This is a genomic window from Microcoleus sp. Pol17C6, assembly GCF_036701145.1.
Taxonomy (GTDB): domain Bacteria; phylum Cyanobacteriota; class Cyanobacteriia; order Cyanobacteriales; family Microcoleaceae; genus Microcoleus.
The window spans coordinates 1-21470 of the sequence record NZ_JAUBQH010000009.1 but is presented as its reverse complement, the minus strand read 5'-3'; the positions used below and the strand labels follow the sequence as shown (position 1 = coordinate 21470).

Annotated in this window: 14 protein-coding genes and 2 pseudogenes; 6 read left to right on the top strand and 10 right to left on the bottom strand. The window is 45.5% G+C overall.

All coding sequences use genetic code 11. The annotated features are described in order from the left end of the window. Nucleotides 1-75: 75 nt before the first annotated feature. A complete protein-coding gene (locus QUA25_RS06900; protein ID WP_333036601.1) occupies nucleotides 76-3243 on the bottom strand; it encodes an MFS transporter in 3168 nt (1055 codons plus the stop codon). Nucleotides 3244-3758: 515 nt separating this feature from the next. Next, nucleotides 3759-4064 carry a hypothetical protein gene (locus QUA25_RS06895; protein ID WP_333036600.1) on the bottom strand — a complete coding sequence of 102 codons (306 nt, stop codon included), beginning with the start codon at nucleotides 4062-4064 and terminating at the stop codon, nucleotides 3759-3761. Between the two features lie 85 nt (nucleotides 4065-4149). Here QUA25_RS06895 and proS point away from each other — a divergent pair, with 85 nt between their 5' ends. From proS to QUA25_RS06880, 3 genes and pseudogenes are all read left to right on the top strand, one after another. After that, nucleotides 4150-5955 carry a proline--tRNA ligase gene (gene proS, locus QUA25_RS06890; protein WP_333036599.1) on the top strand — a complete coding sequence of 602 codons (1806 nt, stop codon included), beginning with the start codon at nucleotides 4150-4152 and terminating at the stop codon, nucleotides 5953-5955. Between the two features lie 232 nt (nucleotides 5956-6187). Continuing rightward, nucleotides 6188-6529: pseudogene (locus QUA25_RS06885) on the top strand (adenylate/guanylate cyclase domain-containing protein); the annotation flags it as partial. A gap of 117 nt (nucleotides 6530-6646) precedes the next feature. Next, nucleotides 6647-8713 carry an adenylate/guanylate cyclase domain-containing protein gene (locus QUA25_RS06880; protein WP_333036596.1) on the top strand — a complete coding sequence of 689 codons (2067 nt, stop codon included), beginning with the start codon at nucleotides 6647-6649 and terminating at the stop codon, nucleotides 8711-8713. A gap of 78 nt (nucleotides 8714-8791) precedes the next feature. Here the strand turns inward: QUA25_RS06880 and rpmB are convergent, their stop codons facing one another. The 5 genes from rpmB to rppA form a co-directional block, all read right to left on the bottom strand. Then, nucleotides 8792-9028 (bottom strand): 50S ribosomal protein L28, encoded by a 237-nt coding sequence (rpmB, locus tag QUA25_RS06875; protein WP_015177569.1) that lies wholly within the window; start codon nucleotides 9026-9028, stop codon nucleotides 8792-8794. Between the two features lie 146 nt (nucleotides 9029-9174). Beyond that, the gene (gene htpG / locus QUA25_RS06870) at nucleotides 9175-11163 is read right to left on the bottom strand and encodes a molecular chaperone HtpG (RefSeq protein WP_333036594.1); all 1989 of its coding nucleotides are present in this window, start codon (nucleotides 11161-11163) and stop codon (nucleotides 9175-9177) included. 264 nt (nucleotides 11164-11427) lie between these two features. Next, nucleotides 11428-12759, bottom strand: coding sequence for a two-component system sensor histidine kinase RppB (gene rppB / locus QUA25_RS06865; protein WP_333036593.1), 1332 nt, complete (start codon nucleotides 12757-12759; stop codon nucleotides 11428-11430). A gap of 189 nt (nucleotides 12760-12948) precedes the next feature. Further along, nucleotides 12949-13188 carry a hypothetical protein gene (locus tag QUA25_RS06860; RefSeq protein ID WP_333036592.1) on the bottom strand — a complete coding sequence of 80 codons (240 nt, stop codon included), beginning with the start codon at nucleotides 13186-13188 and terminating at the stop codon, nucleotides 12949-12951. 77 nt (nucleotides 13189-13265) lie between these two features. Continuing rightward, a complete protein-coding gene (gene rppA / locus QUA25_RS06855; RefSeq protein ID WP_333036591.1) occupies nucleotides 13266-13955 on the bottom strand; it encodes a two-component system response regulator RppA in 690 nt (229 codons plus the stop codon). Nucleotides 13956-14162: 207 nt separating this feature from the next. Between rppA and QUA25_RS06850 the strand changes: the two genes are divergently transcribed. The 3 genes from QUA25_RS06850 (at nucleotide 14163) to QUA25_RS06840 (ending at nucleotide 17391) form a co-directional block, all read left to right on the top strand. Next, a complete protein-coding gene (locus QUA25_RS06850; protein WP_333036589.1) occupies nucleotides 14163-15167 on the top strand; it encodes a multicopper oxidase domain-containing protein in 1005 nt (334 codons plus the stop codon). 160 nt (nucleotides 15168-15327) lie between these two features. After that, nucleotides 15328-16359: a helix-hairpin-helix domain-containing protein gene (locus QUA25_RS06845; RefSeq protein ID WP_333036588.1), complete on the top strand. Its 1032-nt coding sequence runs from the start codon at nucleotides 15328-15330 to the stop codon at nucleotides 16357-16359. Between the two features lie 87 nt (nucleotides 16360-16446). Continuing rightward, entirely contained in the window at nucleotides 16447-17391 is a 945-nt protein-coding gene (locus QUA25_RS06840; protein ID WP_333036587.1) for an FTR1 family protein, read from the top strand. A gap of 114 nt (nucleotides 17392-17505) precedes the next feature. Here the strand turns inward: QUA25_RS06840 and QUA25_RS06835 are convergent, their stop codons facing one another. The 3 genes and pseudogenes from QUA25_RS06835 to QUA25_RS06825 all read right to left on the bottom strand — a co-directional run. Next, nucleotides 17506-17985, bottom strand: a complete 480-nt coding sequence (locus QUA25_RS06835) for a hypothetical protein (protein WP_333036585.1) — start codon at nucleotides 17983-17985, stop codon at nucleotides 17506-17508. A gap of 39 nt (nucleotides 17986-18024) precedes the next feature. Further along, on the bottom strand, nucleotides 18025-21138 hold the full coding sequence (locus QUA25_RS06830; RefSeq protein WP_333036583.1) for an efflux RND transporter permease subunit: 3114 nt from the start codon (nucleotides 21136-21138) through the stop codon (nucleotides 18025-18027). Nucleotides 21139-21203: 65 nt separating this feature from the next. Continuing rightward, nucleotides 21204-21470: pseudogene (locus QUA25_RS06825) on the bottom strand (efflux RND transporter periplasmic adaptor subunit); the annotation flags it as partial.

Here is a 21470-nt window from a genome sequence, read left to right as displayed (position 1 = left end):
ATTATTCCAAAGAAAATAGGCTGGCAAACAGCCAGCCTAGAATCAGGAGAACTTTATTTCAAACTCGTTGAAAATCTAGCTAAACAAACCCGAAATACCACCGACTGCTATTGCTCCAGCCAAAGCCGAAACAACCACAGAAGTCAGAGCCGTACCGAACAGCCACCAAGCAGCAGTTGCTGCAGCTTCGCGCGCATCTTCTGCTTGCTGCTTGGCCTTGTTTTTGAGCTGTTTGATGCGTTTTTTGGCTTCAGATTGCAGGCGTTCCGAGCGCAATAAAACACTGTCCCGGGCTCCTTCCATTTGGTCAACAATTCGGTGCGCGTCAGTCTCGGAAATATCGGAACGAGAACTCAGCAGGGCAACTAAAGTACCGCGATCGAACTCACCTAAACGCTCTTTAATCGCGTCAAATCCGGCCTGCGGGTCGTCAAACACTTTGCGTAAGTCCCGCTTGATGCCTTCGTAGTTGAGTTCAGGTCGATCGAGCGAATTGAGGTAATCGCGGATTTTTCCGAAAATACCGTCCATTGCTGACTGAAACTTTTCCTGAACCATTTGAACTTGTTCGACAATTTGGTTGCGGACAGATTCAATTTGGTCGGCAATTCTGTTAGCTTCCTCTTCCGAGATGTCTTCCCGCTGCGACAGCAATGCTACCAGAGTCGATCGATCGAAGTGCTTCAGGCGATCACCCAAACTTTGCATCCCCATTCCCGGCTCGCTAAACAGCAACTGCAAATCGCGTTTGATGCTTTCAGGATTGAGTTCTTCCTTGTCCGTATTCCGCAAGTAATTTTCCAAACTGCCTTGGAAATCCCGGACTGTTTTTTGAGCGCGAGATGCCAAGCGGCGGGGCGATTTCACGATGCTGCGAATCGAATCTTGCACGCGATCGATCGTCCGATTGATCTGTTCTTCGCTCAAATCTTCCCGCTGCGACAGCAACTTGACTAAAGTTTCGCGATCGACCTGAGAAAGTCTTTCCCGAAGTGCCAAAGCACCCTCTTTCGGATTTTCAAACAATTTAGTCAAATCCCGACTGATACCTTCTGGATCGAGTTCTTCCAGGTTTGTATTCCGCAGGTACTCGCCAATTTTTGCAGTAACTTCCTCGTACTGTTGCTTAGCTTTATCTGCCACTATTTGCGGCGCGTGGATAATGTTATCGCGCACAGATTCGATCCGGTCGATCGCCTGATTGATCTGTTCTTCGCTGAGGTCTTGGCGCTGTGACAGCAACTGCACCAGCGTATCGCGGTCGAATTGAGACAAGCGTTCTCTCAGCGCTTTAAATCCGGCTTCCGGGTCGTTTAACAGCGTTTGAAACTCGCGCTCGATCGCTTCAGGATTGAGTTCTTCCTTATTAGTATTGCGGAGATAGTCTTCTACCTTTTGCCGCAATTCTTGGGCTTTCGATTGCGCTTGCTCTTGCAATTCTTGAGCTCTAGAAATAACGCGATCGCGGGAACTTTCGAGCCGCCCGATTAACTGATCGGCTTCCTCTGGACTGAAATCTTCCCGCTGACCCAGCAACTGCACCAAAGTATCGCGGTTAAAGTGCGACAGGCGATCGCGCAAAGCCTCAAAACCAGCATCCCGGTCTTCCAAAAGCGCTTGGAAATCCCGTTCGATACCTTCAGGATTCAGCTCATCTTTGCCAGTCGATCGCAAATAATTTTCAATCCGGCTGCGTAAATCTTGAGACTGTTCTTCACCAGCAGCATCTCGCACGATTTCCAACACTTCTTGGCGGACACCTTCAAGCTGTTCGGCAATTTCCGTCACCTGTTCAGGAGCAAACCCCTCGCGGCGGCCCAGAATCCCTACAAAATAATCGGGATTAAACTGCTCTAACTGGCGCAAAACGGCTCCCGGAGAAGCTTCCGGGTCGTAAATCACATCCCTAAATTCCTGCTTGATTGTCTCCCGGTTGAGATGCCAAGGTTGGGTATTCAGCAAGTAGTTTTCCACATCAGCCTTACCTGTATTGAAAGGCAGCGCAGGCACTTTGTCGCCCACCTTAGAAGCCAAAGATTTAGCTTGTTCCGTCCCTTTGGCTGTCAGTTGCTGCAACTGACCAGAGATTTTTTCAACATCCAAATCAGACAAATCCGTCCGCGACAAAACAGTGCCCACAAGAGCTTCGACACCCAACTGCATCGCTCGCTTCATGCCGCTGCTGGATTCCGATTTGTTTTCCCGACTTTCCAGAATTTGAGACAGCTTGGCGTTGAGTTCGTCAGACTTCAGCAAATCGGGAGCCGCAAACTTGAGAAAATCAACCAACTCTAAATTCGGGTCTTTCTGCTCTTGCTGCTTGCCGAAAGTTTGCTTCCAAACACCTTCGAGTTGGTCAGCAAGTTGAGTTATTTCCTCTTGAGAAAAGTCTGTGCGACTCTTAACTAAATCCACAAAAGTCTGGCGGTTAACATTCTTCAGAACGTCGCTTCCGGCAAGAGATTTGATATCTGCATCGCCCAGCAACTTTTCAAATTGACCGCGAATTTCCTTAACATCTAGTTTCGGTAACTGCAAAGAACCCACATAATCTTGCAGTGTTTCGCGAATGCTATCCGGGTCTACCGCCGAACTCAATTCACGGCGGACAGCAGCCACAGAGGCCTCTACAGTGTTGACCATTTGGTCGCTAGCCATCTTGCCGCCGATCGCAGCACCGGCAGTACCCATGAGGCCTTGAACGCCTGAAAAAGCAGTTTTTATCAAGGAACCGATCATAGAACCGACGGCGCTAGAACCGAGCCACACCAGGGTTAAAAAGTACGCAGCCCAGATTACGACACCAATAATTGCCGCTCCGTCTACCGAGGCAATTGAAGTTAGTTTGACGGCCAGAAAACAAGCCAAAAATAAAGCCAGGTTAACGGTGACTAAAATCCAACCCCCGACTAAACCTTCGATTTTGCGAACTTTACGGCCTATACTTTCGGACTCATCATCATCGTCATCGTCGGGTAAAGCCTCGTCCCAATTTGATATTTTGGCTGCGATCGAGAAATTTGTTAACAGGAATTGGAAGCCGAAAGCCATGATGACTCCGGCAATTAATGCCACGAAAAACTGCGGGCTTAAAAACATCAGCCCTCCGATATCGGGGTGGTCAAATGGCACATCTATTTCTACTGGCATTTGTACTGGCATTTGTACAGGCATTTCTACTGGCATTTGGCCCCTATCGAGTTTTGGAGTGTACAGCGACATTAATAACTCGCTTTGAAACATAATTTACCTCCTTAATTTTTATGCCTAACTCGGCATAGCGAAAATTTCCCCCAACTTTTTTCTAGGGGTGTTTGTAATCTTTAGATGAGGTTTTGTTTTGGTTCGGCTTTATCTTACGGAAGCCCTTCTTAGTGACATTGGGAAGAGTGGTAACTCAGTTCTATAGTGATCTCATCCTTACTGCTTATTATGGCTCTGGAAGCTAAAAAATAAATCCGTCTAAAGTCAGAAATTACTTTTTAAGGGATTGGTAGCAGCAGAGATCGCATAAAAGTGGCAAGTTTGAGGCGGGGGCAATCCCCACCAATTATCAATAGTAGTAAAGTGCGATGTGATGCACTCTACATATCGTAGAGTACGCTACCTGGTTGAGGATTTCGTTTGATTTTTAGGCTCAAAGCTATCTAGTAATTCCGAGGGAGGGATCTGCATAAGCAGTCGGTTGCGATCGAGGGTTTCTATATCTAATTGCAGGCAATTCAACAAACATGATATCGGGTGCGTCGCAGCCTAGGCTACGAATTTTTGCCGCAGCATTTACCCTCACAGTTGCGAATGCTGCGAATACAGCCGTACTCCTCAAAACGTTGACTGTGTTTGCGAACAGTAGGATAGGCCAGTAAATTGAAAGGAATTCCGGTTAGTTTGTAAAACAATCGACCAGCAGCATGAACAATATCCCAAATTTCGCTTAAATTAGGTTCTCGAACAAATTCGCCTATTTCATCTTTTAAAGCAAGCCACTGAGATTGCACAGTAGGAGAGTGACAATTATCAAATACTGCCATACCTTTTTCGTAGTTTTGCCAAATTTTATTCATATATTTAATCAAATCCGCCTCACGTCTGATAATATCAGAAGTTAATCTGAGATTACAATCATTCGGTATTTTAAGGAAATCAGCTATGCGACTCTCTCAAATGCTTTTTGTCACCCTGCGCGAAGACCCCGCAGAAGCAGAAATTCCCAGCCACAAACTATTACTCCGTGCCGGATATATCCGGCGCATCGGTAGCGGCCTTTACGCTTATCTCCCTTTGATGTGGCGAGTTCTCAAAAAAGTCTCTCAAATTGTGCGCGAAGAAATGGACGCTACCGGCGCTCAAGAATGTCTCCTCCCGCAATTGCAACCGGCAGATTTGTGGCGAGAATCCGGCCGCTGGGATACCTATACTCAAGCGGAAGGTATTATGTTTTCCATGACAGACAGGCAGCAGCGAGAATTGGGACTGGGCCCAACGCACGAAGAAGTGATTACTACAATTGCTAAAGATATGATTCGTTCCTATCGGCAATTGCCCGTACATCTCTATCAAATTCAAACTAAGTTTCGCGATGAAATTCGCCCGCGTTTTGGGTTGATGCGCGGTCGCGAATTCATTATGAAAGATGGCTATTCTTTCCACACTAACGAAGAAAGCCTGAAAAAAACTTATCAGGATATGGCTCAAGCTTATAGCAATATGCTGCGCCGATCGGGCTTGCAATTCCGAGCAGTCGATGCTGATTCTGGAGCAATTGGCGGCTCTGGTTCTCAAGAGTTTATGGTGTTGGCAGAAGCGGGAGAAGATGAAGTTCTCTATACTGAAGACGGTCAGTATGCAGCTAATGTGGAAAAGGCTGTCTCGATGCCTGCTGATGCCGAAGCGTCGCCCTTTGCCACATTTGAAAAGCGGGAAACGCCGGGAACTGAAACAATTGATAAACTTTGCAAGTTTTTGAAATGTTCTCCGACGCAAATTGTCAAAAATGTGCTTTACCAAGCTATTTACGACAATGGCATCACAGTCTTGGTATTGGTAAGCATTCGCGGCGACCAAGATGTGAATCAGGTAAAGTTGCTGAATGAATTGACGAAGTTAGCGGGCAATTATCAAGCTAAAACAGTTTTATTTTTGACTGTTCCCGATGCAGAAGCTCAGCGGAAATGGGCTGCTAAATCTTTACCTCTCGGTTATATTGCTCCCGATCTTGCTGATGATTATATCGCTGGAAGCAAGCAGGTAAACTCTAAATTTTTGCGTTTAGTCGATCGCACTGCAGTTGACCTGACAAACTTTGTCACCGGTTCCAACGAATCAGGATACCACGTTGTCGGAGCCAATTGGAACAAAGAATTTCCGCTACCAGCAACGGTTGTAAGTGTCAGAACGGCCAAAAAAGGCGATCGGTCAGTGCACAACCCCGAACAAACCTTGCAAAGCGCCAGAGGCATAGAAGTCGGCCACATCTTCCAATTAGGCACAAAATACTCCCAAGCAATGGGCGCCACCTACACCAGCGAACAAGGCGAAGAAATGCCCTTTGTGATGGGCTGCTACGGCGTTGGCGTGTCGCGGCTAGCTCAATCGGCCGTAGAACAATCCTACGACAAAGATGGGATAATTTGGCCAGTGGCGATCGCCCCGTATCACGCCATCATTAGCATCCCCAATATTTCCGACGCCCAACAAGTAGAAGTCGCCGAAAAACTCTATGCAGAACTCAACCAATCTGGGATTGAAACCCTACTAGATGACCGCGACGAACGAGCCGGAGTTAAATTCAAAGATGCTGATTTAATCGGCATTCCCTATCGGATTGTTCCGGGTCGTTCCCTGAAAGCAGGCAAAGTTGAAGTTGTGGAAAGAGCCACTCACAAATCCCATGAAATTCTCATTGAGGAAGTAAATTCTACTTTAAAACAGTGGATTGAAGCCGCCATCAACTAAGCCTTTTTAATTGGTAAACTGCGGTGTACATCGCCCTACATTAGCACCCTACTTATAGGGCAATGTGCGGTGTGCATCGCCTACATTAGGCTCCTTATTTCTTCTTCCCTCTTTTTATCCTGAGCGAAGCCGAAGGGCCTTCTTCCTTCCGCTGCGGACTTTAAAGACAAAATGTGAAAGTTCCTAAAACTTAAAACTCGATATAAATCTGAAGCTAAATCAGTTGATTCCATTCCATGCAGTGGCGCTCGCCCAAATGACCCTCGATCTGGAGCAGGCAAGTATTGACTTCAGCAATAGCCATAATCAAGATTTCAGCATCAGAATTGGCATTAACACCGGCCCAGTTGTCGCCGGAGTAATCGGTATTAAAAAATTTATTTACGATTTATGGGGAGACACCGTTAATACCGCTTCCCGCATGGAATCTCACGGCAACCCGGGGTGTATTCAAGTCACGTCTGCAATTTATGATATATTGCAGGACAAGTATGTATTTGAAAGTCGCGGCGCGATCGAAGTTAAAGGCAAAGGCGAGATGAACACTTATTTTCTTACAGGCATCAAGTTATAGCATCAGGAAGAATGAAGAAGGAAGAATTAATATAAGAAGTCAGGTTTCAGAATTAAGAATATCCTAATCTTCGGCCGCGGTTGCTATAGTTACTTAAAAATCTAAATAACACTCAGTATGATTTCCCCAAAAAATCAGTTTTTGCGATTTCCTCAATCTAGAATTTGGCAATACTTAGCCAAAGTAGCTGCCATTGCTTTTGCTTACGCTTTGGGAGCAAAAATAGCAGTTTCAATCCCTGGCATAAATAAATTAGGTACGTGCGTCTGGCCACCCGCAGGGATTGCACAAGCTGCACTTTTATTGTTCGGGCGGCAGGTGTGGCCGGGAATAGCTTTAGGCGTATTTTTTTACGAAACTATTAATCTCAAATTCACCATAATAAGTGCAACAATTAGTGCTTTTTGCGGTTGTTTACAAGCTTTGTGTGCATTTACTTTGTTGCACAAACTCAAGTTTCGCCCGTCACTGGATCGGCTCATAGATGTAGTCAATTTAGTTTTGTGCGGTGCTGTAGTTGCCACTCAAATCAACTGTACTCTCGGCACACTGCGTCTCTGTGTAACTGGTTTAGTTGAGTGGAGCGAATATTGGCACGTTAGATGGAATTGGTATCTCGGAGATACATTAGGAGTTTTAATTTTTACTCCCCTGCTGTTGATTATATACAACCACAAACAAGCGCCCAGGTTTTCACAAAATACAGGTTTTCAAACAATTGTAAATCGAATCAGTGCGGCAATAGGCCTGGTGTTATTAGTAACAGTCAGTTGGCTAGTCTACAACTCAAAAAGTGAAAGTAATCTCTCCGGTTATCCCCTCGAATACTTGCCATTTCCCTTAGTAATTTGGGCAACCATTCAATTCGGTCACGTAGGGGCGGTTTTAGCATCTTTCATTGTATCCAGTATCGCAATTTGGGGCGGTTCTCAGGGAGGTGGTCCATTTATTGGCAAAGCGGAAAATATCAATCAGGCAATCTTATTTTTGCAGGCTTTTATGAGCGTAATTGTAGTTACATCGCTGCTGTTGGCCGCCACTGTAACCGAACGCGCCTCAGCAGAGGATTCACTGCGGCAAAGCGAAATTAAGTATCGGGAATTAGTGGAAAATGCTAACAGCATTATTTTAAAACTAGATACGGAAGGAAATATTACTTTTTTTAACGAATTTGCACAGAAGTTTTTTGGTTACGATGAAAAAGAGATTATTGGCAAAAACGCCGTGGGAACAATCATTCCCCAGAGAGATACCACAGGAAATGACTGGGCAGCAAAGTTGAGAGATATTTTGGAAAACCCAGAACAATACACGCGAACTGAAAATGAAAATATCCAGCGTAACGGCGATCGGGTTTGGGTATCGTGGGCAAATAAACCTCTGTTTGACGCAGCAGGAAACTTCGTGGGAATGCTGGCAATCGGTACGGATATCACAGACCGCAGGCGGGCTGAAATGGCTCTTTACAAGCTGAATGAAGAGTTAGAATTTAGAGTGGAAGAACGAACTAATGCTCTGAATAATACTTTAAATGCGCTGCAAGTTCAACAGGAACAATCAGAACGCTTGTTGTTGAATATTTTGCCTGAAGAAATAGCAAATCGGTTGAAGCGGGGAGACAGTACGATCGCAGATACTTTTGCTGACGTTACTGTCTTGTTTGCGGACATAGTAGGCTTTACTCAATTGAGCTCGCGAGTTTCTCCAACGCAATTAGTAGCTTTTCTGAATGACATTTTTTCCACATTTGACAACCTAGCCGAAAGGCACGGTTTGGAAAAAATTAAGACGATTGGCGACGCTTACATGGTAGTAGGAGGGCTGCCAATTCCTCGCCAGGATCACGCAGAAGCGATCGCAGAAATGGCCCTCGATATGCAGCAGGCAATTACTGACTTCAGCAATATCCACAATCAAGATTTCAGCATCAGAATCGGCATCAACACTGGCCCGGTTGTTGCCGGAGTCATTGGAATTAAAAAATTTATTTACGATTTGTGGGGAGATACCGTTAACACCGCTTCCCGCATGGAATCTCACGGGAAGCCAGGGAGTATTCAGGTAACAGAAACAACTTATCAGCAGTTGCGGGAAAAGTATTTCTTTGAAAACCGCGGCGCCATCGAAGTTAAAGGCAAAGGCCTGATGACTACTTATTTACTGAAATGCCGCAAATTGCTCTAGTAAAGGTTTTTCTCTAAAAGTAAGGGCGATCGCACTCTCAAGTGTGCGATCGCCCTCATTTTAATTTAGCCAAGTTTTTTAAAGCTTGTACAGGTTAATTCCAGCTTCCTTCGCCATGATTTCCAAACCCTTGTTTTGCAAGGTTTTAATCGCTTTTGTAGAAAGGTGCAATCTTACCCAGCGCTTCTCCTGCGGCCACCAAACCCGCTTCCACTGCAAATTGGCGTCTTGCAATTTGTGAGTGCGGTGGTGCGAGTGAGAAACTGCAAAACCGTTATTCGCCTTCTTTCCTGTTAGCTGACATTTCCGTGACATACTTCCCTCCAGATTACCGTTTTTTGCGTGCAGCATTTCATTATACCCGAAGGAAGAAGGAAGTAGGAAGAAGGCTGGACTTATCCCTTTACCAATAGAAATAAACTCTTGCTCCCCCCTTAGCAAGGGGGGGTTGGGGGGGTTAATTACATCGCACGTTCAGTCAATTTTGTCAAGACTTGATTCGATCGCTCGACAAAATCCTTCATTCCTTCAGCATCGAAACCCTTCTGGGCCATCAAAGCCAAGTCGTAAACGTGGTGACAAATCATACTCGCCAACTGAGCCGACGGAGACTCCCCGCCGCCTTGAATAATCGCACCCTGACTCAAACTAGCCAGATTTTGAATCAGCGGGTGAGAGGTATTCACCAGCAAAACGTGTTCTTCGGGGAATTCGGCCGCTTGCTGCTGCAAAAGCGCCGTCATGTCGCGCATCCGGCGCAAAGCTTCCGGCAAAAGTACGATCGCAGGTGGCGTCGCCTCCGCAGAGTCAGACTTCAAAGCTTCTGTGCGAATGTTCACTTTCGGCTTATTGAGAGCTTTTTGGAACATCTCTTTAACTTGTTCGCTGCGAGTCTTATTCGTCGCCGGATCGACAATTTCTGCTTCTTTCTCTTTATCAATTAGGGTTTCGTCGATGTCGGAATCAACCCGCGAGAATTTGACATCTGAGTATTCTCTTTCCAAGAAGCTGATAAAGTGCGTGTCGATGAAAGAATCCATAAACAGCACTTCTAAACCTTGGCTTTTGTGCATTGCCACGTAAGTTGCTTGAGATGCCGGATCTGTACAATAAAACACGCGATTTTCGTGGCGTTTTTGATTGCGTTCCAAATACTCTTTTAGAGTCGTGTAAGGCTGCGTGGAAGTAGAATTTTCCGACTTCGGAGTGACATCTTGCCACAAATCTCCTTCCTCAGTTTGCACCTGAACTTCTGGCGTTACAGTTTCTGGCTTGTCCGCTGTTGGCTCGTAGGTGCTGCGGTAGATTAAGATATCTTCGACTTGCTTTTTGAACTTGTCATCGTTGAGAGTTCCAAACTTGACAAAAGTGCCGATATCTTGCCAGCAGCGAATGTATTCGTTGCGGTCGTCGCGGTAAAGTTCTTTCAGGCGATCGCCCACTTTTTTCGCAATATAATCAGCAATTCTCCGCACCGTGCGATTGCTTTGCAAAGAACTGCGAGAAACGTTCAGTGGAATGTCGGTACTGTCAATGACTCCCCGCAGCGGCATCAAGAATTTCGGGATAATTTCTTCGCAGTGGTCGCTGACAAAAACCTGGTTGCAGAATAGCTTAATATTGCCTTGGGTAACATCGACATCTGGGCGCAGTTTGGGAAAGTAAAGAATCCCGTTGACAATGAAAGGATAATCTGTATTCAGGTGTACCCACAACAGCGGCTCGTCTTGGAACGGGTAAAGGTAGCGGTAGAGTTCCAAGTAATCTTCTTTTTGCAAATTGCTGGCTGAGTCCCGCCAAATTGCTTTGTGCTTGTTGAGTTCCTCTCCCTCAAATTTGATGGGAACTGGCATGAAATCGCAGTAAGTTTTGATTAACTGCTTAATGCGAGTCGGTTCTAAATATTCTTCTTCTTCGTCTTGGAGGGTAAGAGTAATAGTAGTGCCGCGTTCCGTGCGGGAAGATTCTGATAGTTCAAAAGCGGGAGAACCGTCGCAAGACCAGTGTACGGCTTGGGAGCCTTCCTGGTAAGAAAGAGTATCAATGTCTACTTTCTTCGCCACCATGAAAGAAGAGTAGAAACCCAGACCGAAGTGACCGATAATTGCGTCCTCGCCGCTGCCTTGGTATTTTTCAATAAATTCTTCTGCGCTGGAGAAAGCGACTTGGTTGATGTATTTTTTTACCTCATCGGCAGTCATGCCGATGCCGTTATCGGAAATTGAGAGGGTTTTGTTATCTTTGTCGATCGCTATGTTGATTTGCGGTTCGCCCATGTCGCCGCCGTATTCGCCGGAACGGGAAACCATTTTGAGTTTGGCAATGGCATCGACGCCGTTAGAAATTAGTTCCCGCAAGAAGACTTCGTGGTCAGTGTATAGCGACTTCTTGATAATCGGGAAAATATTTTCGGTATGGATTGAGATTGTTCCCTGTTCTAAAACTGTCATAATTTTTCTCTCTGATGACTGCTAATTGCTGAGAAATAGCTATTTAATGATTTTCGGCGATCGTGCTCTCTTCTGCAAAAGGGATTACCACAAAAAGATGATTCGGTTTTCCCCACATCTTGCACAATTCTCAATCAGCCTTTCAGGGGCGGGTTCTCGTCTCCAACCCCTACTCCCCACAAGATAATTAACTTTTTGTGGAACAGGCCGAAAAGCCTGTTAAGCGAACATGGTGCAAGATGTCAGTTGCCCTCACATAGTAGCTCACAAAGGCAACTGCAGGAGAAAGGTGCTGCCGGAACCCAATTCGCTGCGGGCGCTGAGGCTGCCGCGGTGGGCGCGGGCTATGGTTTGGGCGATCGCCAATCCCAGTCCCGAACCGCCCGTATGGCGCGATCGATCGCTGTTGACTCGGTAGAATCGATCGAATATTCGCTCTAAATCTGCCGCCGCCATCCCAATACCGGTATCTTGAACCTGAACGATCGCCTCTTGGTGGCTGCAATCTAAAATAACTGTTACTTTCCCGCCCGCCGGAGTGTATTGAATCGCATTAACAATTAAATTAGCAACTAAGCGATAAAGTTGGTCGGAATTGCCGACAACATTTAATTGCTGGTGCACTCGCACTTCGGATATTAACGCTACCTTAGAAGCGATCGCCATTGCCGCCAATTCCTCGACTAAATCGCTCACCAAGTCATTCAAACAACACAATTGAGGGCGATCGCGTATCGCCTGATTATCCATGCGAGCCAGCAGCAGCAAATCAGCAACTAACTGAGTTAATCGTCGGTTTTGGCGATCGATCGTCCGCAAAATTTCCCGCGCTTCTTTTTCATCTAATTGAGGCGTCAACAGCGCCGATTCTACAGTCGCCTGCGAAGCCGCTAAAGGCGTCCGCAATTCGTGGGCTGCATCCGCTGTAAACTGTTGGATTTGTCGGTAGGAAGAATAAATTGGTTTCATAGCCAATCCTGCCAACAACCAACTAGCAAAGCCTATCAAAATCAATGCTGTAGGCAATCCTAATTTCAAAACCCATTTCACTGTACTGAGATAATCATTGAAGTCTTGCAGGCTCCGCCCAACTTGAAAATATCCCCAATCTTGCTGTGTTTGGGTGTGTAGCGCTACAGAAATTTGGTGGTAAACATTGCCTTTGGTGTCAGTTATTGTTTGCCAGTATTGGGAGTTAAATTCTGGGGGTAATTCTTCGGGATAAGCGCCTGCAGTAGCAATTAATTTCCCGGAATAATCAAATAAACGAATATAGTAATAGCCTTGGTTGATAGCGCTTAAAATATGGCGGCTTGGCAACTGTTCTTTAATTCCTTTAACTCCAATTAGCCGGAGGTTGGGCAAAAGTTCGTTTACTATTGGCTCCAAGCGTCCGGGCTGCTGCAATTTGAGTTCTAGGCTGTCGTGTAGCGTCCCCGCTACCGATTCTAATTCTCGGTCTATGGCTACCCAGTGAGCGTGGGCGATCGCCTTGTATACGCCAAATCCCAACAAGCTTAAAATCAAACCCATTACAGCCGCATAGGAAATGGCTAATTGCCAGCGAGTTCGATTAAATAGTTTATTTTGATTCACCTTTCATATCTTGCTAGTAATTGGTAATTGGTAATTAGTTGAAAATGATATTTTTTTACCTACCACAGAGAACGCAGAGGAGGACAAAAGAGAGAATAAGCTCTTAAATAATCAGGTTTATGACACCCGTGTCTAAATCCTATTAAAATAAAAATTTCCAGGTAATAATACATTTTTTATATTTGGCTTTTATGCCCAATCCTCATGTTTTATGAGTTCTGCATATTCGCTTATTCCGAGTTCCGCAAGTTGTCGGTCTTCTTCGGCAAATTCGCCGTAGAGTGCAGCTAAGTTAGTTTCATCGATTGCTGGAATAGTAGCTAATCGGGCACGGAATTTTAGGAAGGCAATAAATTCAAATACTTGTTTGAGTTGTTCTAGATCGAGCTTTTCTAACTCTTGTTGAATTAAATCTTTCATAGCAGTCATTTTTACGATCGAGTTTTCTATATTATAGCCACATACTGGAAACGAGATATAATCCGCCCGCTGTTGCCCCTACAGCTTTAATTTCTCATGCGGTATCCGACGCCGTGAACGGTTTCAATTAAATTCGCGCCGCCAACAGACTCAAGTTTGCGGCGCAGCAAGCGCACTTGAGCTGCTACCACATTGCTAAAGGTATCTGCACTCGCCTCCCATAGCTGATTCCGAATTTGGTCAGTGGTGATAATTTGGTTGGGATGTTTCATAAAGTATTCTAGCAGTTGAAACTCTTTGTTTGTTAGAGAAATTATCTGGCTGTTGCCACTTCGATCGAGATGGCATACTGTTCGATTTCCGCAGTCCAAAACTACATTTCCTACCTGTAGCTGTTTCGGTTGAATTTGGGGCGATCGCCTTTGCAATGCCCGCAATCTTGCTAACAGTTCCGCCATCCCGAACGGTTTAACTAAATAATCGTCAGCCCCTGCATCTAGTCCCGCAACTTTATCTTCCATACGGTCTTTTGCTGTCAGCATCAAAACGGGCAGGGCGCTATTTTTAGCACGCAATCTCCGCAGCAGTTCCAATCCTGACAATCCTGGTAGCAACCAGTCAAAAATAGCTAGGTTATATTGCGTCCACTGACTGTCTAAATATTCCCAAGCTTCACTGCCATCTAGGGCCCAATCAACTATATATTTTTCCTGCTTTAAAGTGCGATCGATCGCTTTCCCTAAATCTGGCTCATCTTCAACTAGCAAAACTCTCATAACTCTAATTTATAGCGGTAAATCCTTATACATTGTTAGCGATCGGCAGCATCTACCCCAATCTTTAAGCTCACATACTGAGATGAAATCAGCATGAAATTTTCCGAATTCGCAGAAAAAGAGAACAGTTGACAATAATTGACAACAAGCTGGTAATGTCTTATAATCGACCACGAGTAAATTTTTGAGAAAATTTTTCAATAAGTTATGACAGATTTATCCGATCGTCCCGCCATTAAAAAGGCTGGGCGCTGGAGTCGCCGTCAACTGCTACAGCTAGGAATAGCTGGGGCTGGGGTAGCGGGCGGCGCGATCGCACTTCAAAACTTGACTCGCAAACCGACATCAGCCGCGAGAATACCGCCCATCCCCGCAGATGCACTCACCGTCAGCAATATTAACCCGATGCAAATTGCGCGGGATTTTGATTACGGCACGGTGACGCGCGAAAACGGGCGCACGGTTCGGGAATTTCGCCTGGAAGCTAATACTTCGATCATCCAACTTAACAGCGCCGTCGCTTTCAACACCTGGAACGTGAACAATCGCGTGCCGGGGCCGACATTGAGGGCAACTGAGGGCGATCGAATCCGCGTCATTTTTTATAACAAAGCCGGACATTCTCATTCGCTGCACTTTCACGGCGTTCATACCAGCGAAATGGATGGCGTTAAACCAGTGAAAAACGGTTCGGTATTTATTTATGAATTCGATGCCAATCCTTACGGATTGCATCTATATCACTGCCATATTGAACCCGTAACTCGCCATGTAGGTAAAGGACTATATGGAATGTTCATCATCGATCCGCCAAAACCCCGCCCTCCCGCCGATGAAATCTTATTAATCATGGGAGGATACGACGTAAACGACGACGAAAAAAATGAACTTTACGCTTTTAACGGGTTGCCCAATTATTACATGAACAACCCGATCCCTATTTACAGAAATCAGCTAATTCGGCTGTACGTTCTCAACCTGATTGAGTACGAAGCGGCAGTAACCTTCCACCTGCACGCCAACTTTTTTGACGTATATCGCACGGGAATGACTTTAACTCCCAGTGAAAGAACCGATGTAATCACAATGGGAGTAGCTGAACGGCATATTTTAGAATTTACCTACGGCTACGCTGGAAAATTTATGTTTCATCCCCATCAAGATGCGATCGCCGAAGCTGGCTGCATGGGTGTATTTGAAGTCATCACTTAAACCACATCCTGCTACCAGGGTGCGCCGATTCAAATAAAGTATGAAATTATTTGACAAGCTTGATCGCAAATAGGTAGAATGAATAGCTCGCAAATAATTGAGAATTATTCTTAATAACTTGCGAAACCAAATGCACATAACGTAAAAATTAGCAACTGCCATGTTATCCACATTTCGTTTATTACCTAGAGTCACTGCTACAGCAATCCTCGTTGCTCTAGCTGGTTGCGCTTCCCCCACAGCCAGCAACACCGACAGCACACCCTCACCCGCTGCCACAGCCAGTCCCGCATCCACAAGCGGTCACAGCGGGCATCACGGCGGCAAAAAAGGCGGCATCAACATCAATACTGCCATTCTTTCAGAGTTAGATAAACTCGAAGCCAAGTTAGGAGTGCCGGCACTTTCTAACAAAATTCAAGCCAGCCGCCCTTACGGAAAAGTCGAAGAATTGGTTTCAAAAAATGTCATTACTCAAGCGCAATTCGACCAAATCAAAGACTTGGTAACTATTGAAAATGTGGTGCTGACAGGCGAACCCAAAGATGTAGACTACATGACTAAACTTGGCTTGATGAAAGGGCATCTTTTCGTAGCCCAAGAACTCTTGGATCAAGGCAAACCAGACCAGGCAGAACCGCACATCGGGCATCCAGTAGAAGAAATTTATGCCGATGTGGAAGATCAGCTAAACGAGCGTAAAATTCCTGAATTTAAGGCTACTTTAATTAAATTGCAGGATTTAGTTAAAGCGGGTGCAAAAGATCCGGCTCAAGTGAAGGCGGAATTTACCACATCAATGCAAGCAGTTGATGGAGCAATTGCCGCCCTTCCCGAAACGCAGCGAAAAGATCCGAAATTCGTGCTGCAAGTGATTAACGGCTTGCTGGATACAGCTAATTCCGAATACGGAGCGGCAGTTGCTAACGGCAAAATTTCCGCAATTATTGAATATCAAGATTCGCGGGGTTTTGTCATGTACGCGGAAATGCTATACAAAGATATCGCCGAACAAGTGGCTAAAACCAGCCCGGAAATTGACAAAGCAATTGTTGCCAACATGGCTGAACTGAAGACAAATTGGCCAACGGCGATCGCACCCCCCGCCCCTGTAAAAACCACCGAACAAGTCAACCAGCTAGTTAAAACGATCGAAAGCGACAGCCAAAAAGTTCTCAAACCCGCATCTTAAAAACATCACTCTCATCAAGAGCGGTAATTGGTAAATAATCTGCCAATTACCTCGCTCATTAACCACTCTCATTCCCACCATAAAAAAATGAATTTTGGCGAAGCATTGCCCACATTTGTAATTACTCTCCGCGAAGGAGTCGAAGCCGCTTTAGTTGTCGGAATTGTTTTAGCTTGTCTCAAAAAATCAGGACAAAGTTATTTAAGTCCTTGGGTTTTCGGTGGTGTTGGCGTTGGACTTATCGCCAGCGCTTTGATAGGTGTACTGTTCGGCTGGACGATTCAAATTTTGTCCGCATCCAATCAGCCTTTTGCACCGATTATGGAATTGCTGCTAGAAGCAATCTTTGGGCTGATAGCGATCGCAATGCTGAGCTGGATGCTGATTTGGATGACCAAGCAAGCGCGATTTATGAAAGCCGAAGTCGAAGGCGCTGTAAGTGCTGCTTTAACGCAAAACTCTCATGCCGGTTGGGGCGTATTTAGTTTAGTTTTTATTGCTGTTTTGCGCGAAGGGTTTGAAACTGTTTTGTTTGTCGTCGCCAAGTTTCAACAAGGCATTATTCCAGCCCTCGGCGCTTTGGGCGGGATTCTCTCAGCCACCGGACTTGGTGTCCTGCTGTTTAAATGGGGAGTCAAAATTAATATCCGCCTGTTTTTCAAATATATGGGCATTTTATTGCTCTTCATTGTAGCGGGTTTAGTGGTATCTACTTTGGGACTTTTTGACAGCGCGATGAATACTTTATCGCAAACAAATCGCGAATCAGCAGCACTGTGTTTCTATTACGAAAGATTTACTAAAATCCACTCTTGCATTCTCGGGCCGATGGTCTGGAATACCTCGCAACTGCTTCCCGAAGACAAGTTTCCAGGTTTGTTGTTGAGTGCGCTGTTTGGCTACACGGATAAGCTCTATGTCGTGCAGGCGATCGCCTATTTGATGTTTTTAGGTACTGTCGGTGGCATCTACTTCCAAAGTCTGGCAGGTAGAGTTTTCTTCCCATTCAAAAAAACTCAGGCAACGAAATAGGAAATAAAGTGCGATCAAAACGCGATCGGCTTTGTAGTCGAAATGCAGGAGGCAGTTGTTTGTGGCTAATAACTAATGCGCCCCTAAGTTAGAGCGCATTAGGAAATCAGCTATCTATTGATTGAATGTAAAACGACCGTCAACTTTTTCTCCGTTAATATCCGCAGTAACTTTCACGGGATAACTTCCTGCATCTTTGCCGGGAAACACCACAGCGTAATGTTTGCCCTCAGCATCATACTTGAGAGCTAGAGTTTGCTGCTTTCCATTCGCCAACTGCACTTGAGCTGTCACTTTAGCGTTAGGAACTGGTTCCTTTTTCTCCCCTTTTTGCACAAAAACATCTAAATGAGTTCCGGTAGCTTCTTTTTCCGGTACAAACTCTAAATAGTAAGCTCCCGACTTTACAACTTGCCCCCCTTTAGTTGCGGTTGCAGGAGCAGTGGCGGGAGTAGAAGACGCAGGTTGAGAGGCGACAGGAGGGGATGCTGGAGTGCTATTTGGATCGCTTCCTTGGTCGCCTTTACTGCAAGCTCCCAAAAACAGCAATCCGACACTACCTAAAATAACTAAGCTAGACTTGAGCGATTTCATTGGTTTGACTCCTTGTTGACGGACAATAATTAGAAAATATCACACATTAAGTACCTTACCGTCTTCAATAACTGGCTGAGGTTTTTGAGGTCGTAAAAATGTCCCAAATTGAGCATACAAAGCTGGCAAAACTAACAGAGTTAGTGCTGTAGAAGTAAATAAACCTCCTAAAACTACTACTGACAGCGGTTGGAGGATTTCCTTGCCCGCCCCGCCTTCAAATACTAAAGGTGCTAAACCCAAAGCTGAAGTTAAAGCGGTCATCAGGATGGCGTTGAGCCGTTCCATCGAACCTTTAATAATTGCTTCCTTAAAAGGCATTCCTTCGGAAAACTTAGAGTTGTAGTTGTCTACTAAAAGCAAGCCGTTACGGGTAGCAACGCCGAATAATGTGACAAAGCCAACTAGGGAAGCTACAGAGATAATGCCGCCCGTCAAAGCTACCGCAATTACTCCTCCCACTAAGCCGATCGGCAAATTAATCATAATCATAGCAGTTGAAGGAATGGACTTGACGGACAAGTACATCAATACTGTAATTACCAAAAAGGCGATCGCACTAAATATCATAATATTTTGCGAAGCTCTTTGCTCGGCTTCAAATTGACCACCGTACTGGATAAAATAGCCAAAAGGCAACTGCACCTCTCGTTTGACTTTAGCTTGAATTTCATTCACAACCGATCGCAAATCCCTACCTTTAGCATTAGCAGCCGCCACAATCAAGCGAGAAACATTCTCGCGGTTAATCGTATTTGGACCCGTACCGTATTTGACAGTCGCAACTTGGGCAAGGGGAATCTTGTTGCCGCTTGGAGTATCAACCAACAAATTCTGAATAGTTTCTAGATTCTTTCTGGCTTCAGGCTGCAACCAAACAACTAAGTCAAAAGTTTGCTGCACCTCCAAAACTTGAGAAACAACTTTGCCGTTTAAAGCTGTCTCAATTATTTCAGAAAGCTCTCCGATTTTCAAACCGTATCTACCCGCCGATTGGCGGTTAAACTTAATTTGAATTTGTTGCACTGGCACCTGCGGTTCGAGTTGCAAATCCACAATTCCTTCAACTGTTTTCATTTGCTCTTCAACTTTGGCACCGATGCTGCGAAGCTGATCCAAATCCGGGCCAAAGATTTTGACAGCAATCTGACTCCTGACACCAGATAAAACCTCATCCATCCGGTGAGAAATAAAACCGCCGATATTTGGTGCAACTCCCGGCAATTTACCAAACTCCTGCCGCAGCGCTTCCAAAGTTTTCGGCCTGTTTTTCATGCCCTCTTCGCTTAAACCAATATCAATGTGAGCCAAATTAACTCCCGCAGCATCAGCATCACCCGGAGCTCTGCCCGATCGCACTTGCACGTATTCAAACCTGGTATCACTCTTAAGTGCATCTTCAATAGCAAAAGCCGCGCTATCTGTTGTCTCCAAAGACACGCCAGGATAAAGCATAATAGTATTCACCAAAGTTTGCTCCTGAAACTCCGGTAAAAACACCCGTCCAAAGGAAGGCAAAATAATTAATGCAGCCACCATGCTAGCAGCAGCTAAAGCTAAAATAATCCGCGAATAGCGCATTGACAAATTTATCAAAAAATGATATACTTTCTTGCAAAATCTCGGCAGCCAAGGTTCCGCAGCACTCATGCGTTTGTTAGGCAACAAGATAGCGCAAAGGGCCGGAGATATTAACAGCGACTCCAGACTAGAAATCACCACAACTACCAGATAAGTAATTCCCATAGGCGTAAAAATTCGACCTTCTACACCGGGCAAAGTAAAAATTGGCGAAAACACCACAATGCCAATAACAGTCGCTCCAATTAACGAATCGCGCACCTCTTGACTGCCATCAAAAATCACATCCATCACCGGGCGCGGATGAAGAGAAGACGTATTTTCTCTCAAATTGCGGTAGGTATTTTCGGCATAAACGATCGCATCGTCGATCGCAGTACCGATCGCCACCGACAAACCCCCCAAAGTCATCGTATTCAGCCCCAGCCCCAGCCAATACATCGCCAGCAGCGCCAACAGCCAAGTCAGAAAGAAATCCAGCAAAACAACCGCCAGAGTGCGCCAATTCATCAAAAACGGGATGAGAATAAGGGTGACAATGATGCTGCCTTCAACTAAAGCCGATCGCACATTCTCCACCGAAGAATTGATATATTCTTCCTGTCGAAAAGTCACAGTAACTTTGATATCTTTGGGCAGAGCTTGCTGCACCTCAGCCATTGCTGCCTCAACCGCTTTAGTTACCGTCGGAGTATCAGCAACTGGCTGTCTGTTTACCATCACAATCACAGCTTTTTTGCCCTTAAAACTGCCATCACCCCGCTTGATAGCAGCCCCAATCTTGACATCAGCCACATCAGCAATTCTGACGGGCGTTCCGTGGCGAGAGTCGATCGCCGATTGCTGCAAATCTTCCAGAGACTCAATCCGGCCCACCCCCCGGATTAAAGTTTCTCGATCCGGCGTAATTAAATACCCCCCTGGCGCGTTAACATTCGCAGCCGCCGCCGCTTCAGCTACTTGCTGCAACGACACATTAAATGCTTTCAACTTAGCAGGTTCTACTAATACTTGATACTGCCTTTCTTCGCCTCCGTAAGCCACCACTTGAGCAACCCCAGTCACTGCCAAAAGGCGATTTGTGACTTGCCAGTCAACCAGACGGCGCACTTCCATCAAAGAAGTAGTTTCCGAGGTAAAAGCATAGGTAATAACAGTACCCACAGGAGAAGTTGTGGGAGAAATTTGCGGTGTTTCTACCCCAGCCGGGAGTTTGCTTTGCGCTTGCTGCAACCGTTCTGTTATCAACTGCCGCGCTTGATAAATTTCAGTTCCCCAATCAAAGATTACCTTAACCGCAGAAAGACCCACAGCCGAAGACGATCGCACTGCTGTCACCCCAGGAGTTCCATTAATCGCACTTTCAATTGGCAGTGTTACTAAAGACTCAATTTCTTCCGGCGCGAGCCCCGGTGCTTCCGTCTGAATTTCGACTTGCGGGGGTGCAAAAGGAGGGAAGACATCAAGCGACATTTGGGGGATGATATACAATGTCCAAAGACTAACAATAATGGTAGCGATAACAACTAGCCAGCGGCGGTTTATTACCCATCTAAGAATAGTGCTGAACATTTTATTATCTTGGAGTTAATAGATACATACTTATGCAAACTCAATTGCTATATTCACGCAATTGTTTACTTCAAACTCTTGACTTCTGTCTCTTGAGTTTTAACGTGATGGTTGTCATTGTGTAACAGCAGTTCATTGTCTAACGCCGATGCAGAGCTGGAAAAACTATTGTTTCCGGCATTGTTTCCAGAATCCGCTGCTATTGCTGGCAATTTGCGTCGATTTCCCCACAACACGCCGGCTGTGAAAGTCAGAGATGCGATCGCAACTCCTCCCCCTATTCCCGCCCACCATAAAGACACGGGTAAATTATTAAAATTAACCTCTGTTAC